Source organism: Arachnia propionica, assembly GCF_900637725.1.
GTDB classification, from domain to species: domain Bacteria; phylum Actinomycetota; class Actinomycetes; order Propionibacteriales; family Propionibacteriaceae; genus Arachnia; species Arachnia propionica.
This window is the reverse complement of sequence record NZ_LR134406.1, coordinates 1,926,403-1,942,485: the sequence shown is the minus strand read 5'-3', so window position 1 is coordinate 1,942,485 and position 16,083 is coordinate 1,926,403. Positions and strand designations below refer to the sequence as shown.

The following is a 16,083-nucleotide window of genomic DNA, read 5'->3' as shown; positions in this document are numbered from 1 at the left end:
GGAGGTGGGGTCAGCGGTATTTGTCGTGCAGGTACTCCAACAGCCGCGGATCGTGATGGGTCATGCCCGCGTTCGGTTTGTGCTCGTCCAAGGCGGCGATGTCCGACATCTCGGCCTTGGTCAGTTCGAAGTCGAAGACATCCAGGTTTTCCCGCAGCCGGGCTTCGTGGGTGCTCTTGACCACCAAGGAGATCCCGCGTTGCACCAGCCATCGTAGCATCACCTGAGCCACCGACTTCCCGTGCCGCTCCGCGATCTTCCGCAGCACCGGGGAGCCGTGGATCTCCGATTTCCCTTGGGCCAGCGGCGCCCACGCCTGGAGGACGGTGCCGTGCTGCCGGGCGAGCTCGTGGAGGTCCCCTCGCTGATGGAGGGGATGCACCTCGCACTGGTTGACCGCGGGCGTGACGTCGTTGTGGACGACGAAGTCAAAATAGCGATCCGGCATGAAGTTCGACACCCCAATCGCGCGGACGACCCCCTGCCCGTACAGCTCTTCGAGGGCCCGCCACGCCCCGTAGCAATCGTTGAAGGGCTGGTGCAGCAGGTACAGGTCCACGTGATCCAGCCCCAACCTGCTCAGCGACTTCTCGAAGGCCCGCAACGTGGCGTCGCGGCCGAAGTCGCGATACCAGACCTTGGTGGTGACGAACAGCTCGTCGCGCGGCAGCCCGGAGGCCGCGATCACCTCACCGACCGCCTCCTCATTGCCGTACAGGGCGGCCGTGTCGATCAGCCGATACCCGGCATCAAGAGCCACCGGCAGCGCGGCGCGCACCTCATCCCCGGTCATCCGGAACACACCCATGCCCACCATGGGCATCTCCACACCATTGTTGAGGGTGATCGCCTGCATCACGCACCTTCCTGTCGTGGAACCGTCCCACCACCTTAGATGCACGTGGTGAGCTGGCTCGTGGCCGGGAGCTGGCTACCGGGTGCCGGGAGTGGTTTCGACTCAGCCGTTCGCTGACGCTCACGTGCTGGCTCAACCAGCTTTGAGGGGGTGACTCGGGCTGCTCGTTTCTCGCAGTCCGGCTCAATCGGCTTTGGGGGGAAGGAAGTTGGTTGAGCCGATCCTCACGAGCGTCAGCGAGTGGGTCGTGTCGAAACCTCTTGCGCGTATCTGGGGGCTGGGGTCGGGTTCTGGCTACCGGGTGCCGGGAGTGGTTTCGACTCAGCCGTTCGCTGACGCTCACGTGCTGGCTCAATCAGCTTCAAGGAGGCGACTCGGGCCGCTCGTTTCTCGCGGTTCAGCTCAACCAGCTTGCTGAGGATCTGCTTGAATGTTGTAGGAACGTGTAGCATCACGACTGACGCCAGTTGCTGGCGGCGGAGGGGGCCTGGAAATCGAGTTCTAGGAGGAATCGATGAACTTTGTCCGACCTTCTCGTCGCGCTCTCCTCGGTGCTGGTGGGCTGGTCCTGTTGGCAGGCTGTGCGGTTGAGTCGCGACCCGGCCCGTCATCCCCGGCCGCCGTGTCCCCAACTGATGCGACCACCGGCAATCCCTTCGACGTCCTCTACGACCCCGGGTTCCGGCTGAGCCCGCTGTCGGCCGATCCGATCAACACCATCGCCCGGCCGGAACGCTCCACCGGGCTGTCCGACGCCCTGATCGACCCCACCTACGGAACCCGCCTGTACCGCGCGACCGCCGTCACCGAAGGGGAAGGCGGCCGTATGCGGCACGAGTACTCCAGACGCCAGGCCTTCAACGCCGACGCCAGCCGTTATCTCGCCCAGGACGGCAAGGGGTTCTGGCACCTCTACGACGCCACCACCTTTGGGTATCTGCGTAAGCTCCCGGACCTGGTCGGCGACTGCGAACCCCTCTGGCACCCCGGTGAGCCCTCCCGGCTCTACTTCACCGAACGCAACGGCGGCATGGTCTGGTGCCTGCTCGACGTGGAGGCTGGAACCAAAGAACAGGCCTTCGATTTCGCAGGCCAGACCCCCTGGCCCGGGGCCACGTCCTTCTGGACCAAGGGGGAGGGCACCCTAAGCTCCGACGGCAAGGTCCTGGGACTCATGGCCACCTCTTACGACGCGGCCGCCCAGCGCAACACCTGTCACGGGCTCCTCGCCCTCGACCTCGAGAACAAAACCGTGATCGGCACCCTGGATGCCTCGGCCTTCCCCGTCCCGGGGGCCTTCCCGGACCACGTCTCAACGGCGCCGAGCGGCACATACGTGGTGCCGTCCTGGCTGGCCGGGGAGGGCGGAACCGTCGCCTACAGCACCAACTTCACACAGTCACGCCAACTTCTCGACGGTTCGGAACACTCCGATCTCGCCCTCGGCCCGGACCGCAGGGACCTCCTGGTGGTCGCCGACTACGGGAAGGGGCAGATCGCGTCCATCGATGTCGCTACCGGCGAGCGCAACGACCTGCACACCCTCTACCCGATTGATGGCGAGGCCTACGCGGTGCACATCAGCGGGCAGGCCTTCGGTGCCCCCGGGTGGGCGGTCATCTCCACCTACGGCGACAGCGCCGGCCACAACTCCCAGACACCTGCTCCCACCATCCGGGCCGAGTACCGGAAGGTGTGGCTGCTGGAACTCACCCCCGGCGGAAGGGCACTCAACGTCGCCCACATCCGCGCCGACTGGGACCATGTCGACGGCGACACCTACTTCCTCGAACCTCAAGCCAGCGCCTCTCGCGACCTCAGCCGCATCATCTTCGCCACCAACTTCGGCGGGGGAGAGATCAACAGCTACGTCATAGGGCTGCCGTCGGTTTTCGCCTGACCAGGCCGTCCAGATAGGTCTCGACCACGCCGGCCGGGTCGATGGGGGCCGCGTCCACGGCCCGGTACATCAGGACCGCGTCGACCAGGGCGACGAACTCCGGTGCTTTCTCCTCCGGATCAGCCACGCCGAGGGCGCGCAGCAGCTCGACGGCCTTCTCATCGAAACTGCGACGCACCGGGGCGTCGACGGTGAGCTCTCGGCGCAGCTCGTCATCGTCGCGGACCTCGAACATCAGGGCGAACCGTGCCGCCTGCGCATCGCCGTTCAGGATGAGTCGTTCGGCCAGCCTGCCCACCAGGTCGGTGGCCTGCCGGACCGTCAGCTTCCCGGGCACCTCGATGTCGGTCAGGTCGGCCTGCGATTCCGCGGAGAGCTGTTCCATCACCAGACGGATCAGGTCGCGGCGGGAACGCGCGTAATACGAGGTCGAGCCGTTGGGGAGCCCGGCCTCGGTATCCACCGCGCGGTGGGTCAGGCGGTGGGTGCCGCCGCGCGCTATCAGGGCGATCCCCGCATTCGCGATCCGTTGTCGTCGGTCCATCCGCCCTCCCGTGTATCCTCTACGATCATATAGTCTCTACGGTCGTAGAGGGATGGGAGATGTGCATGCATGCGGTGATAGTCGGGGGAGGGGCCTCGGGGGTCGCGATCCAGCGCGCCTGCGAGGCCGAGGGGATCCGGGCGCGACAGGTCTCGCGCTCCACTGGGTTCGACGTGACGGCGGAATCGTTGCCGCCGCTCGAGGCCGATGTGGTGATCGAGGCGACGAACATCGTCGCCACCGGGCGCAAATCCTGCGTTGAGTTCTTCGAACGGTCTGCGCGATCGGTTGCGCACGCAGCGGCCCAGGCGGGAGCTCGCCACATCCTCTTGTCGATCGTCAACACCGACCGGCCGGAGGTTCAGGGATACGGGTACTTCGCGGGCAAGAAGGCCCAGGAGGAGACGGCCAGGCGGTTCAGCCCGGCCTTGACGATCGTGCGCACCACCCAGTGGTTCGAGTTCGGCGCCCAAGTCCTGCAACGCAACCGGCTGGGTCCGCTGGGGTTCGTGCCCGGGATGCGCATCAAGCCGATCGCTCTCGAGGCGGCGGCCCGGGTGCTGGCCGAGACGGCGTCGGGGAAACGCGGCGGGGATCTCGTCGAGGTGTCCGGCCCAGAGGAGATGACCCTCTGGGAACTGGTGCGGAGAACCCCTGGACCTGGGGGAATCCTTCCGACTCCTGTGTTCCTGCCCACCGGCTTCGGGCGCGCATTCCGGCGGGGAGCCCTGCTCCCGGATCCCGGGGTGGAGGAGGTCGGACCGGGGCTGGAGGACTGGGCGAATCGCGCGGATCCATCCTGACGGCAAATCCTCCCTCACGGATCGATAGGCTGGGCCCGACGATTAACCAGCCGTAGTCGTTATTCAGTGAGGATGGACGAGTTGAAGATCAGTCTTGGCACGAAGAACTCCGTGGTGGATGTAGCCCGCTCGCAAGCCGTGGCCGCCACCCTACGGGAAATGGGACACGACGTGGATGTGGTGCACATCCCCGCCGCAGGTGACTCCGAGACGGTGGGGCAGCTGCGTCTCGGCCTGATGCGTGGTGATTTCGACATGGTGGTGCATCGCATGCACCGCATCCCCAAACAACAGATGCCGGGTCTGACTTTCGCGGCCGTCCTGAAACGCAGTGATCAGCGCGACGCACTGGTGGCCCGCGACGGCCTGACCCTGGAACAGCTTCCCGAGGGATCGGTGATAGCCACGCGCTCCAGCCTGCGTCGCTCGCAGTTGCTGAGCATCAACCCCGGACTCACGTTCGTCAAACGCACCCCCGGACAGCTCCTCGAGTTCCTGGAGAAGGTGCGCACCGGCGAGATCGACGGCCTGGTGGCCGGAGCCGCCGACTTCGAGGCCGTGGGGCGCCTCGATCTCGTCACCGAATACCTGGACGGCATCCTCCCGGATGCCGGACTGGGGGCCACCGGTCTCGAGTGCCGCAGCGAGGACAAAGAACTCATCGGCATCCTTCAGGAACTTGATCATCCCGACACCCGTGTCTGCGTCATGGCCGAGCGGGCAGCCTACGCCGCCCTCGACGTCAGCGAAGCGGTCTCGGTGGCCGCGAAGGCCAAGCGGGACGGGGTGCTGTCGCTGATCGTCGCGGTCCTGCCGAAGGACGGCTCCAAGGGACTGATGGTGCAGATGGGCATGCCCACCTCCGAGTACCACGCCGTGCGCACCGCCCGTCGCGCAGCCGCCTATCTGCGTTCCAAAGGGGCCGAGGAACTCGGACGCAACCAGTCACAGAACGAAACCGAACCCGAGGCGGAGAGCGGCCACCGGGTCACCGAACTCACCAAGGCGAGGATCCTCGTTCCCCGCGAGGAAGGACGGATCGCCCGCGGGTTGCGTGAACACGGCCTGGACGTCACCTCCGTGACGCTGCAGCGCCGCGAGGTGCTGGCGGTCAGCTCCACCCTGGAGGGCGCCGACTGGGTGGCGTTCACCTCGGTGCGCGCCGTCGAGAGCATCCGGGAACTCGGCTGGAGGCTCCCCAAGGAGGCGAAGATCGCCGCCGTCGGCGTAGGAACGGCGGATGCGCTGCGCGAGATGGGCTACCACGTCGACCTGGTGCCCGAGGGAGCGGCCGGTGTTCCCGCGCTCCTCGAGATCTGGCCCCGGGGCGACGGAACGGGAACGGTCCTGGTGCCCGGATCGGCCCTGCTCGCGCCGGGATTCATCTCCGGGCTCCACGCGAAGGGCTGGAAGGCCCAGCTGATTCCCGTCTACACCATGCAGCTGTTGCGGGAGGCGCCCACCGACATCCGCGAGATGTGGGAGGAGGGCGCATTCGACGCGGTGATCGTCACCTCAGGTTCGAATGCGATAGCCGTGGGGCGTCTCCTCGGCTGGCATCCCGAGGTGCTGGTGTTCGCCGTCGGCGACTCCGCCACCAAGGTGCTGGAACGGGCCGGGATCAAGGTGGCCGCAACCACCGAGAACTACTCCGCGACCGAGGTCCTGAGGCTCCTCCGCGAGGTCATCGAGGGCTAGGGGACGGAACCGAGGCCACGTGGGGTGGGGCATCTCGAATGCCCCACCCCACGCGACTCGTCGACCCGATCGGCTTCGGGGAATGCCGGACCTCTCAGTTCCGGGGCTGGCGGGAGACCCACTCCTCGAGGGTGACGCGGGGACCGGTGAAGAACGGGATCTCCTTGCGCACGTGCAGCCGGGCCTCGGCCCCACGCTGGTGCCGCATCGCGTCGGTGAGGCGGTGCAGCTCGTCGGCCTCGAAGGCCAGCAGCCACTCGTAGTCGTTCAGCGCGAAGGCCGAGGTGGTGGAACCCGGCACGTCGGGGTACTCGCGGCCCATTCGGCCGTGGGCGGCCAGCATCTTGGAGCGGCGCTCCTCGTCCATGTAGTACCACTCGTAGCTGCGCACGAACGGGTAGACGCACGCCCACGGGCGGGGGGCGACACCGGAGAAACAGGCCGGGGTGTGGCCGCGGTTGAACTCGGCGGGCCGGTGCACACCGATGCAGGACCACACCGGCTCCAGGTCCCGGCCCAGCCCGGAGCCGCGCAGCGCGTGGTAGGCCGCCTGCAGCGGGTGCGGGTCGTTGGCCAGGGTCCACAGCATCAGGTCAGCGTCGGCGCGGAAACCACCGATGTCGTACCAGCCGCGGATGCTCACTCCGGTGTCGAGAACCGCCTTCTCCGCGGCCGCGGTGTCGGGATCGCGCAGCGGACCCGCGGTGCGGAACACCGAATACATCACGTAGTGCGGGGTGGCGTTGACCTCCTCGGCCGGAATCAGATGGTCGCGGGGATCAGTGTGCGTGTGATGCGGATGGGACATGGGTTTGCTCCTTCTGCGGATGGGGGAGGCAGCAACTCGCCGGCTCCGTGAGGCAGGGATGGTCGGGTGGGGCGAGTTCGCCCCGCGCCACGGCGGCCTGCTCGAGAAGAAGATCGGCCAGGGTGGCGATGAAGTCCGGGTGGATGCCGGCGGTGGCGGCGCGTTCGTAGTCGAAACCGGCCGCTGCCGCCGATTCGCGGGCCTGGGTGTCCAGGTCGTAGGCAACCTCCATGTGGTCGCTGATGAAACCGATCGGGGCGGCGACCACGCCGGCGACGCCCGTCAGTTCGGCCAGGCGGTCGTTGACATCGGGTTCGAGCCAGGAAACGTGCGGGCTGCCCGAACGGGAACAGTAGACCAGCTCCCAGTCGAGACGCTCACCCAGGTAGGCCTCGGCGGCCTCGGCCACCCGGGAGGCAACCCTGATGTGCTGGGCGTCGTATCGGGCAGCAGGGGTGCCGTCGGCGGAAGCGGTGTTCATGGCGACGGGAATGGAATGGGTGACGAACAACACCTTCATCACCCCGTCGCCGATCCGGGACCGCAGCGCCTGTACGGATGCGACCAGGGCGTCCACGTTGGCCGAAATGAAACCGTCGCGCTCCGAATAGGGGCCGACCTTGTCGATGATCACGCCGGATACCTGTTCCATGACGGCGGCCAGGTCCTCCCGGTACTGACGGCAGGCGGAATAGCAGGAATACGCGGCGGTGGTCAACGCCACCACCCTGTCGTGACGGTCACGGTGCAGGGCGGAGACGGTCTCGGCGAAGAAAGGGGTCCAGTTGCGGTTCCCGATCACGACGGGACGGGGACAGCCTCGTCTTTTCAACTCCGCCACGAGGGCGTCGCGGAGCGCCTCGTTCTGCTCGTTGATGGGGGAGCGACCACCGAAGAGATGGTAATGCTGGGAGACCTCCAACAGGCGTTCGTCCGGCACCCCCCGTCCCGCAGTGGCGTTGCGCATGAAGGGCAACACGTCCTCCGGTTGGCGCGGACCCCCGTAGGAGGCCAGCAGCACGGCCGAATACGGGCTCAGGGCGTCACTCATCTGATCTCCGTGGGTTCGGTGGCGAGGTCGGCGAAACTGAGCCCCGTCACCGGGCAGCGACGATGGCTCTGAACGTCGAAATCGGGTTGGATATCGATGCCGTAGAGCTCCTCCATGGCCGCCAGGTAGTCGGCGATTCTGCCCTCGGCCGCGGCGTCGCGTGCTCGTATCGAGGGAGTGTGAAGCAGCTTCGTGGTCAGATGCCGCAGCGCCAGAGCACAGTCCTCGACGGTCAGCGCGCGGCCCTGCGGGAGCCGCGCCACCTCCTCGTCGACGATCCGCAGCATCGCGGCCCGCAGCGAGGCGACCGCGGGGTCCGCGGCGCGGGAGGCCAGGCGATCGGAGATCTCGTGCACCCCTTCGGCGACGATCCGTTCGGCGTGGGCAGAGTCGGCGGCCCAGGTGGGGGAGATGGCGGCCTGGATCGCGGTCAGGTCGAGGAGGGTGATCCCCGGGAGAGAGGCCACGGCCGGATCCACGTCCGGCTGCAATGACAGGTCGAGCAGCACGGTGGGGGTGGCGTCCTTGAGGTTGGCGGTGGTCACCACGGGAGTGGCCGAGCCGCGGCAGGTGACCACCAGCGTGGCCCTGCCCAGGGCCGAATCTAGGTCCAGAGCGGGGGTGATGGCGTGCCGCTCGGCGAATCCGATCGCCCTCCCGGACGAGGAGTGGACGAAGATGGTTCCGGCCCCGCGTTGCCGCAGTGCCGCGACGACGGCGCCCGCGTAGGAACCGGTGCCCACCAGCAACACCCGCTGGTTCCCCCAGTCCGTGATTCCGGTCATGTCGAGGCCGACGCTGACCACCGAACGCCCAGACTCCTGCAGCCGGGTCTCGGCGCTCACCCGCCGGGAGGTGTGCAGGGCGGCGTTGATGACGCTGGTCAGGGTGCCGGATGCGTCACCGGAGGCCTGTGCGGCCTTCAGGGCGCGGCGCAGCTGCCCTGTGATCTCCCGCTCACCGACCACCATCGACTCCAGCCCGGAGGCGACCCGGAACAGGTGGGTGAGGGCGTCCTCGCCCTCGTACACGACCCAGTCGGGCTGGGAATCGAGCTCGCGGGCCAGCCTCAGGCGCAGGTGGGCTTCGGGTACCTTCGGGGAGTCGATCATGAACTCGAGCCGGTTGCAGGTCGCCAGGGTGACCAGGCCCTCGACACCGGCGGTGCTCCTCAATGAAGCGGACAGAGTGTCCGTATGTTGAGATACGCGCTGGACCTCGGTCAGACCGTGGAGGTCATGCGTTACGGACAAGATGCGAAGGCTCACAGTGGTTCCAGTGAACCAGATTTCTGGCGATAGGGCAGAATTCGGCCATGATGAGAAGCGATCAGCCTGCCCTTCTGGCCGCCCTCGAGGGTCGTCGGCCGGAACGTCTGCCCGTGTGGTTCATGCGTCAGGCTGGGCGATCACTACCAGAGTACCGCAATGCGAGACAGGGCGTCGCGATGCTGGATGCCTGCCTCAACCCCGAACTGGCCGCCGAGATAACCTGCCAGCCGGTGCGCCGCCACGGTGTGGACGCGGCCGTGTTCTTCTCCGACATCATGATCCCCCTGGCGCTCGCGGGCGTCGAGGTGACGATCACCGCCGGGGTGGGACCGGTTTTCGAACAACCGGTGAACAGCGTCACGGAGGTGAACAGGCTGGTGGAGCGCCGGATCCTCGATGCATCGGCCGTGGAGAAAGCGGTGGCGCTGGCCGTCGCGGAACTCGGCGAGGACACGCCGGTGATCGGATTCGCGGGCGCCCCCTTCACCCTGGCCGCCTACCTGGTGGAGGGTCGCGGCTCCCGCGACCACCTGGGGGCGCGGGCCTTCATGCACGCCGAGCCCGCGGCGTGGGACCGGCTGCTCAGCTGGTGCGCCGACCTGTCGGGTGAGTTCCTGCGCATCCAGGTGGCGGCCGGGGCGCGGGCGGTGCAGCTGTTCGACTCCTGGGTCGGGACGCTCTGCCTGGCCGACTACACCACCCGGGTCGCCCCCTACTCGCGGCGGGCGTTGGAGAGCGTTTCCGTGCCCCGCATCCATTTCGGCACCGGAACCGGACACCTGCTGGAGGCCATGGCCGAATGCGGATCCGAGGCGATCGGGATAGACCACCGCATCCCCCTGGACGAGGCCGCGCGCCGCCTGCCCGGAAAAGTGCTCCAGGGCAACATCGATCCCGCGAGACTGGCCGCGGGCTGGGAGAACCTCGCCGCCCACACCAGGGATGTCGTCGAGCGAGGCCGATCCGCTCCCGCCCACGTGGTCAACCTCGGGCACGGCGTACCACCCGAGACCGATCCCGCGGTGCTGACCGACCTCGTCGCCCTGGTGCACGAGCTGTGAGGGCCGTGATCGTCGGGGCCGGGGTGGCCGGGCTGGCGGCCGCCCACCGGCTGGCCCGCGCGGGCGCCGAGGTTGTCGTCCTGGAGGCCTCGGAACGGATCGGCGGGATGGTGGCGCCGCTGACGATAGCCGGGAAGGTGATCGACGGCGGGGCCGAGGCCTACGCCCGCCGCTTGGGAGTCGCGGACGAACTGTGCGCGACCCTCGGGCTGGAGGTCGCCGCCCCCACGGGGGGACCGCACATCCGCTGGTCCGCCACGCGGTCCTGGCCCGGCGCCGACGGAGTACTGGGCATTCCCGCCGGCCCGGACGATCCGGCCCTGACTTCCGCCCTGGACGGCACGGACCTGGCAACGGCACTGGCCGAACCCGGACTCGGTGACGAGATCGGGGCCGGCGCAGCCACCGTCGGCGAACTGGTGACCGCGCGCCTCGGCCGGGCCGTAACCGACCGGCTGGTGGCCCCCGTGACCCGGACCGTCTACCGGATGGAACCCGACCAGATGCCGCTGGCGCAGTTCGCACCCGGCCTCAGGGGACCCGGATCCCTGTACGCGAAGGTAGCGGCGGCCCGCGGCAGCCGCTCCGCCGTCGCCCAACCCATCGGGGGTTTGATCCGCCTCGTCGAGGCCCTGGCCTCCGACATCCGGGGCAACGGCGGAAAGATCCGGCTCGGTGCCCGTGTCACCGGGATCGGACGCGACGCGACGGTCACCGCAGCAGGCGGTGACCGGCTGGAGGCCGACCGCGCGATCCTGGCCTGTCCCGCCCGTCCCGCCGTGGAACTGCTCGGCGGGCTGGGAATCACCGCATCGGCACCCGCGACGGGGACCTCGCTCAACGCGGTCCTGGCGCTGGAACCCGAGCCACTGGCGGGGGCGCCGGTCGGTTCCGGGGTGATGCTCGGCCAGCCGATCCCGGGGCTCGGAGCCCGGGCGCTGACCTACTACTCGGCGAAATGGCCCTGGAGCCGCGGCGGGGTGGAGTTGATCCGCCTCAGCTACGCGCCCGACGCCAACCCCACCCGGGAGCAGGCCCTGGCCGATGCCCGCCTGCTGCTCGGGTGCGAGAACCTGGTGCTCCGTGACCACGCACTGGTGCGCTGGCCCTCCGTACCCAGAGTGCTCCCGGCCGCGGAACGGGCCGGGCTGCTGGAATCCCTTCCCACCAACATCAAGGTGGCGGGGGCCTGGGTGGCGGGCAATGGAATAGAGGCCGCAATCGCATCCGGACTGGAGGCGGCAGCATGAGGCTGGGAACGCGCGCATCCACCCTGGCGGTGACCCAGTCCACCTGGGTGGCCGACCGGCTCCGTGCCCTCGGACACGAGGTGGAAATCGTCACCATCCGCACCCGCGGCGATCACGAACGCGGGTCGCTGACCCGGCTCTCCGGGCTCGGGGTGTTCGCCGCGGAGCTGCGTTCCGCGCTGCTCAGGGGAGAAGTGGACCTGGCCGTCCACTCCCTGAAGGACCTCCCGGTCGAACCCGTCCCCGGACTGGTGATCGCCGCCACCCCGGAGCGGGAATCCCCCCGCGACGCGCTGTGCTCCCGCGACGGCCTGAGCCTGGCCGAACTACCAAAGAGGGCCCGGGTGGGCACCGGGTCGCCGCGACGGGTGGCGCAGCTGCGGGCCCTGCGTCCCGACCTGGTCTTCGTCGACATCCGCGGCAACATCGACACCCGGCTGTCCCGGGTGACCTCCGGCGACCTGGATGCGGTGGTGCTGGCCGCGGCGGGGCTGCGCCGCCTCGGGCTCGCGGGACGGATCACTGAGGAACTGCCCATCCTGCCCGCCCCCGGGCAGGGGGCACTCGGGGTCGAGTGCCGGTCCGGTGATGCCGCCCTGATCGCCGCCCTCGAAGCCCTGGAAGACGCGGACACGCGACTCGCGGTCACCGAGGAACGGGCTGTCCTGGCAGCCCTGGGCGGTGGCTGCGCGGCCCCGATAGCGGCCCTCGGGAACGGCGACGGGCTGGCAGCGGGGGTGTACTCCGCCGACGGCACCCGCCAGGCCAGAACCGAGGTGCCGCTGATTTCCGGTGCGGGAAGAACTGCCGCCTCCCGGCTGCTCGCCCTCGGCGCCGCCGACGTGACCCAGCTGGACGCCACCCGCGCCTCCCGGCTAGCCGAGTTCCACGACGACGCGGACCTGTGGCCCCAGGCCGGGGGACGCAGGGTGTTCCTTCCCCGCGAGGCGGGCGCGCTCTCAAAGGCACTGAGCGCCGCCGGACTGGAGGTCACGATATTCCCGGTGCAGGCTCCGGTAGTGCTGGTCGACGGACTCGACCTCGGGCAGGCCGACTGGTCGGTGGTTACCTCCGCCCGTACCGTCGAGGCTCTTCAGGGGCTGGGTGTCCGGCTGCCCGGGCGGATCGCCGCCGTCGGTAAGGCGACCGCAGCGGCCTTGGAAGCGGCCGGGTATGCGGTGGACCTCGTCCCCGGGAAGGCCAACGCGGCAGGACTCGTCGAGGAGTTCCCGGCAGGCACGGGACGGGTGGTGATCCCGGGATCGGCGCTGTCCAAACCGGATCTTCCCGAGGGTTTGCGGGAACTGGGCTGGCAGGTCGATGTCTTCCCCGTCTACACGATGGAGGCGACCCGGGAACCCGCCGAACTGGCGGCCCGCTGGAGGGCCGGGGAGTTCGCGGCAGTGGTCGTGACCGCGGGCTCGGTGGCGCGGGTGATCGACGAACGGCTGGGCTGGCCGGAGGAAACCCGGGTGCTGGCCATCGGACAACCCACCGCGAAGGTGTTGAATGAACTTGGGGTGGCGGCCAGTGTCTCGCCGTCCCCCGACGCGGAGGCGGTCGCAAGGGCCGCCGCCGAACTGGTTGGGAAGGGAAACGCATGATCGAGCGCCCACGCAGGCTACGCACCACCGCCGCCATGAGAAAACTGGTCCGCGAAACTCGGCCGCGCCCGGCGCAGCTCGTTCTGCCCGTCTTCGTCGGCGAGTCTCCCGCCGAGATCGGTGCCATGCCGGGGGTGCGGCGGCACACCGTCGAACAGATCGGTGGCGTCGCACGATCGGCGGCAGAGGCGGGACTGGGCGGAATCATGCTGTTCGGGGTGCCCGATGATGCGGACAAGGATTCGCGGGGCACGCAGGCCTGGGCACCCGACGGCATCGAACAGCGGGCCATCACCGCCTGCCGGGAAGCGGTGGGCGATGATCTGGTGATCATGTCGGACGTGTGCCTGGACGAGTTCACCAGCCACGGGCACTGCGGTTTCCTCGCCGAGGACGGCCGCGTGATCAATGACGAGACCTGCGATGCCTACGCGCAGCAGGCGGTGGCGCAGGCCCGGGCCGGCACGCACGTCGTGGCGCCATCGGGGATGATGGACGGTCAGATCCGGGTGATCCGCGCCGGGCTGGACGCGGCCGGTTTCGAGGACGTCGGGATCCTGGCCTACTCAGCGAAGTACGCCTCCGCGTTCTACGGGCCGTTCCGGGAGGCGGTCGGCTCATCCCTCCAGGGGGATCGCCGCACCTACCAGCAGGATCCAGCGAACCGCCGCGAGGGTCTCAGGGAGGCGCTGCTGGACCTGTCGGAGGGCGCCGACATGGTGATGGTCAAACCCGCCAGCCACTACCTCGACGTGCTCGCCGATGTGGCCGCCGTCTCGAAGGTTCCGGTGGCGGCCTACCAGGTGTCGGGGGAGTACGCCATGATCGAGGCGGCGGCAGAACACGGCTGGATCGACCGGCGCGCCGCCATCCAGGAGTCGATCACGAGTATCGTTCGCTCGGGCGCCGATGTGGTGCTCACCTACTGGGCGTTGGAGGTTGCCGAATGGCTGGACTGAACCAGGAATGGATGACACGGGCCTGCGAGGCGATCCCGGGCGGGGTCAACTCGCCCGTGCGGGCATTCGCGTCCGTGGGGGGGACGCCGCGTTTCATCAAGCAGGCGTCCGGTTGCCGAGTGACCGACGTCGACGGCACCAGCTACGTCGATCTCGTGTGTTCCTGGGGGCCGGCGCTGCTCGGACACGCCCACCCCCAGGTCGTCGCGGCCGTGCAGGAAGCGGCCGCCAGGGGCCTCAGTTTCGGGGCGCCGACGGGCGCGGAGGTGGAGCTCGCCGAGCGGATCCGTGCCCGGGTTCCCGTCGCGGAACACGTGAGGCTGGTCTCCACCGGCACGGAGGCCACCATGACCGCGGTGCGGATCGCCCGCGGCGCCACGGGCCGCGACAAGATCGTCAAGTTCGCGGGCTGCTATCACGGACACTCGGATGCGCTGCTGGCCGCCGCCGGATCGGGTGTGGCCACCCAGGGGCTGCCGGGAAGCGCCGGGGTGACGGTGGCTGCCGCGGCCGACACCATCGTGCTTGCCTACAACGACTTCGACGAACTGCGTTCGCTGTTCGAACGGATCGGCGGGCAGATCGCGGCGGTCATCACGGAGGCCGCACCCGCGAACATGGGGGTCGTCACCCCGGCCGAGGGATTCAACGCCGAGATCCGCCGGCTGACCGCCGAGCACGGGGCACTCATGATCCTCGACGAGGTGCTCACCGGTTTCCGCGTCGGAGCCTCCGGCTGGTGGGGTTTCGAAGCGGGGGTCGAGGCCCCGGAGTGGGTGCCCGACCTGATCACCTTCGGGAAAGTAGTCGGTGGTGGCATGCCCCTTGCGGCGGTCGGGGGTCGCAGGGAGGTTATGGACCTGCTGGCTCCGCTCGGCCCCGTCTACCAGGCGGGCACGCTCTCCGGGAATCCCCTCGCCACTGCGGCCGGGATCGCCACCCTCGACCTGGCGAAACCGGAGGTCTATGACAGGGTCGATGCCCGCTCCGCCGAGCTGCAGCGACTGGTCGGCGACGCACTGACCGGGGCCGGGGTGCCCCACGTCATCCAGACCGCCGGGAACCTGTTCTCCGTGTTCTTCCGGGAGAAGCCCGTCATCGACTACGCAGACGCCCAGGACCAGGACACCGCGGCCTACGGGCGGTTCTTCCACGCGATGTTGGACGGGGGAGTGGCGCTGCCGCCGTCGGCCTTCGAAGCGTGGTTCCTCTCGGTTGCCCACGACGACGCCGCCATGGAGACCGTGGAGACGGCCCTGAAACAGGCGGCCAGGGCCGCTTTGCCAACAGGGGAGAGCATCCGATAGTCTGGGACAGCTCTCGGGGCTATGGCGCAGTTGGTAGCGCGCTTCCATGGCATGGAAGAGGTCAGGGGTTCGAATCCCCTTAGCTCCACAAGAACGGGAATGAATGTGCCCCACCCTTACTCCTTCACTGGTAGGACCGTCCCCTATGCTTTCCGCGACTAGGAGCAACCTTGGGACGACAACGACCTGAATGCCGTGCGGGCTGAGCGGCGAGCACCGCTTTGAGGCCAGAAAACAGCGACCCAACGCCGGGAGAGGGCAAAATGCGTGCACGAGAATTCGACATCAAACTCATCGACGCAGACATTGAAGAATTCAAAAATTTGCTCAATGTTTTCCGGGAGGTATTTGACTGGGGTGATCATGATCACCCCGATGAGGAGTATCTCCTGCGCTTGTTGAGGGACGAGAACCTGTTGGTCGTGGTTGCCAAGGCTGGAAACGAAGTGGTCGGTGGATTGACGGCATACGTACTCCCCGGTTATGAAGTGGCGAGGCCCAGTATTTATATTCATGATCTAGGGGTGAAGGAGAGTTTTCAAGGTCAAGGGGTGGGGAAACGCCTGATAGGTTATCTGATGGGCCATGCGAAGAATAATAATTTTCACGACATCTTTGTCGACACCGAGCAAGATGACAACGAAGATGTGATAGCCTTCTATAGAAAAACTCCTTTTGACAGCGAAACAAAAGTGCTGCAGTACGCTGTCAAGCTTTGATCTGATGGCAAAATGACAAGTATCGATGCGCGTGCATCTGGTATTCGTGGCCCGATGTTGCGATGTGGATCAGCTTGCCGGGGTGGGCTGCTGCTCGATGTTAAGTGATCCCACTGGGCGAGAGTGGGGTATGTCACGCCCGGATGACCCTCAAAGCAGATCGCTACGGTGGAGGAGGTGATGCTCGGACAACGTTGCACGCTCCTACCCCTACCCGTGCCGATTCACGAGGCCCGCTCACTGAAGGCAGAA

The 16,083-nt window shown here is 67.9% G+C and carries 14 protein-coding genes, 1 tRNA gene and 1 pseudogene; 11 read left to right on the top strand and 5 right to left on the bottom strand.

What is annotated here, in order from left to right:
* Positions 1 to 10: 10 nt before the first annotated feature.
* The gene (locus EL272_RS08645) at positions 11 to 856 is read right to left on the bottom strand and encodes an aldo/keto reductase (protein ID WP_061786877.1); all 846 of its coding nucleotides are present in this window, start codon (positions 854 to 856) and stop codon (positions 11 to 13) included.
* 514 nt (positions 857 to 1,370) lie between these two features.
* Between EL272_RS08645 and EL272_RS08640 the strand changes: the two genes are divergently transcribed.
* Positions 1,371 to 2,756, top strand: a complete 1,386-nt coding sequence (locus tag EL272_RS08640; protein WP_061786878.1) for a hypothetical protein — start codon at positions 1,371 to 1,373, stop codon at positions 2,754 to 2,756.
* On the opposite strand, the gene EL272_RS08635 is transcribed toward EL272_RS08640, so the two are convergent.
* Entirely contained in the window at positions 2,728 to 3,300 is a 573-nt protein-coding gene (locus tag EL272_RS08635) for a TetR/AcrR family transcriptional regulator (protein WP_014846817.1), read from the bottom strand. The genes EL272_RS08640 and EL272_RS08635 overlap by 29 nt on opposite strands.
* A 65-nt stretch (positions 3,301 to 3,365) precedes the next feature.
* On the opposite strand from EL272_RS08635, the gene EL272_RS08630 reads away from it, so the two are divergent.
* Together EL272_RS08630 and EL272_RS08625 are read left to right on the top strand one after the other, a co-directional pair.
* Positions 3,366 to 4,103, top strand: a complete 738-nt coding sequence (locus EL272_RS08630; protein ID WP_126409393.1) for an SDR family oxidoreductase — start codon at positions 3,366 to 3,368, stop codon at positions 4,101 to 4,103.
* A gap of 72 nt (positions 4,104 to 4,175) precedes the next feature.
* Positions 4,176 to 5,801 (top strand): uroporphyrinogen-III synthase, encoded by a 1,626-nt coding sequence (locus tag EL272_RS08625; RefSeq protein WP_061786880.1) that lies wholly within the window; start codon positions 4,176 to 4,178, stop codon positions 5,799 to 5,801.
* 94 nt (positions 5,802 to 5,895) lie between these two features.
* On the opposite strand, the gene hemQ is transcribed toward EL272_RS08625, so the two are convergent.
* The 3 genes from hemQ to EL272_RS08610 are packed head-to-tail and all read right to left on the bottom strand — an operon-like array spanning position 5,896 to position 8,928.
* Entirely contained in the window at positions 5,896 to 6,609 is a 714-nt protein-coding gene (hemQ, locus tag EL272_RS15740) for a hydrogen peroxide-dependent heme synthase (protein WP_061786881.1), read from the bottom strand.
* Complete coding sequence (locus EL272_RS15735) at positions 6,581 to 7,660, bottom strand: ferrochelatase (RefSeq protein ID WP_061786882.1); 1,080 nt, start codon at positions 7,658 to 7,660, stop codon at positions 6,581 to 6,583. The genes hemQ and EL272_RS15735 overlap by 29 nt, the downstream gene beginning before the upstream one ends.
* Complete coding sequence (locus tag EL272_RS08610) at positions 7,657 to 8,928, bottom strand: glutamyl-tRNA reductase (protein WP_073969935.1); 1,272 nt, start codon at positions 8,926 to 8,928, stop codon at positions 7,657 to 7,659. The genes EL272_RS15735 and EL272_RS08610 overlap by 4 nt, the downstream gene beginning before the upstream one ends.
* A 47-nt stretch (positions 8,929 to 8,975) precedes the next feature.
* On the opposite strand from EL272_RS08610, the gene hemE reads away from it, so the two are divergent.
* The 8 genes and pseudogenes from hemE (at position 8,976) to EL272_RS08575 (ending at position 15,831) form a co-directional block, all read left to right on the top strand.
* Entirely contained in the window at positions 8,976 to 9,992 is a 1,017-nt protein-coding gene (hemE, locus tag EL272_RS08605; RefSeq protein WP_061786884.1) for a uroporphyrinogen decarboxylase, read from the top strand.
* Positions 9,989 to 11,242, top strand: a complete 1,254-nt coding sequence (locus EL272_RS08600) for a protoporphyrinogen/coproporphyrinogen oxidase (RefSeq protein WP_061786885.1) — start codon at positions 9,989 to 9,991, stop codon at positions 11,240 to 11,242. The genes hemE and EL272_RS08600 overlap by 4 nt, the downstream gene beginning before the upstream one ends.
* Positions 11,239 to 12,117 (top strand): annotated as a pseudogene (gene hemC, locus EL272_RS15730) (hydroxymethylbilane synthase); the annotation flags it as partial. The gene EL272_RS08600 and the pseudogene hemC, both read left to right, overlap by 4 nt.
* A gap of 54 nt (positions 12,118 to 12,171) precedes the next feature.
* Positions 12,172 to 12,846, top strand: coding sequence for a uroporphyrinogen-III synthase (locus EL272_RS15725; RefSeq protein WP_244926150.1), 675 nt, complete (start codon positions 12,172 to 12,174; stop codon positions 12,844 to 12,846).
* 35 nt (positions 12,847 to 12,881) lie between these two features.
* Positions 12,882 to 13,805 carry a porphobilinogen synthase gene (gene hemB, locus EL272_RS08590; protein ID WP_244926149.1) on the top strand — a complete coding sequence of 308 codons (924 nt, stop codon included), beginning with the start codon at positions 12,882 to 12,884 and terminating at the stop codon, positions 13,803 to 13,805.
* Positions 13,793 to 15,112 (top strand): glutamate-1-semialdehyde 2,1-aminomutase, encoded by a 1,320-nt coding sequence (gene hemL, locus EL272_RS08585; RefSeq protein WP_061786887.1) that lies wholly within the window; start codon positions 13,793 to 13,795, stop codon positions 15,110 to 15,112. The genes hemB and hemL overlap by 13 nt, the downstream gene beginning before the upstream one ends.
* 15 nt (positions 15,113 to 15,127) lie before the next feature.
* Positions 15,128 to 15,200 (top strand) — tRNA-Ala (locus tag EL272_RS08580).
* Positions 15,201 to 15,375: 175 nt separating this feature from the next.
* Positions 15,376 to 15,831: a GNAT family N-acetyltransferase gene (locus EL272_RS08575; protein ID WP_061786888.1), complete on the top strand. Its 456-nt coding sequence runs from the start codon at positions 15,376 to 15,378 to the stop codon at positions 15,829 to 15,831.
* The last annotated feature ends 252 nt before the right edge of the window (positions 15,832 to 16,083 follow it).

Coding starts and splice junctions, on each gene's coding strand:
- EL272_RS08645 (WP_061786877.1), bottom strand. CDS start 856: ATGCAGGCGATCACCCTCAACAATGGTGTGGAGATGCCCATGGTGGGC.
- EL272_RS08640 (WP_061786878.1), top strand. CDS start 1,371: ATGAACTTTGTCCGACCTTCTCGTCGCGCTCTCCTCGGTGCTGGTGGG.
- EL272_RS08635 (WP_014846817.1), bottom strand. CDS start 3,300: ATGGACCGACGACAACGGATCGCGAATGCGGGGATCGCCCTGATAGCG.
- EL272_RS08630 (WP_126409393.1), top strand. CDS start 3,366: ATGCATGCGGTGATAGTCGGGGGAGGGGCCTCGGGGGTCGCGATCCAG.
- EL272_RS08625 (WP_061786880.1), top strand. CDS start 4,176: ATGGACGAGTTGAAGATCAGTCTTGGCACGAAGAACTCCGTGGTGGAT.
- hemQ (WP_061786881.1), bottom strand. CDS start 6,609: ATGTCCCATCCGCATCACACGCACACTGATCCCCGCGACCATCTGATT.
- EL272_RS15735 (WP_061786882.1), bottom strand. CDS start 7,660: ATGAGTGACGCCCTGAGCCCGTATTCGGCCGTGCTGCTGGCCTCCTAC.
- hemE (WP_061786884.1), top strand. CDS start 8,976: ATGATGAGAAGCGATCAGCCTGCCCTTCTGGCCGCCCTCGAGGGTCGT.
- hemB (WP_244926149.1), top strand. CDS start 12,882: ATGAGAAAACTGGTCCGCGAAACTCGGCCGCGCCCGGCGCAGCTCGTT.
- hemL (WP_061786887.1), top strand. CDS start 13,793: ATGGCTGGACTGAACCAGGAATGGATGACACGGGCCTGCGAGGCGATC.
- EL272_RS08575 (WP_061786888.1), top strand. CDS start 15,376: ATGCGTGCACGAGAATTCGACATCAAACTCATCGACGCAGACATTGAA.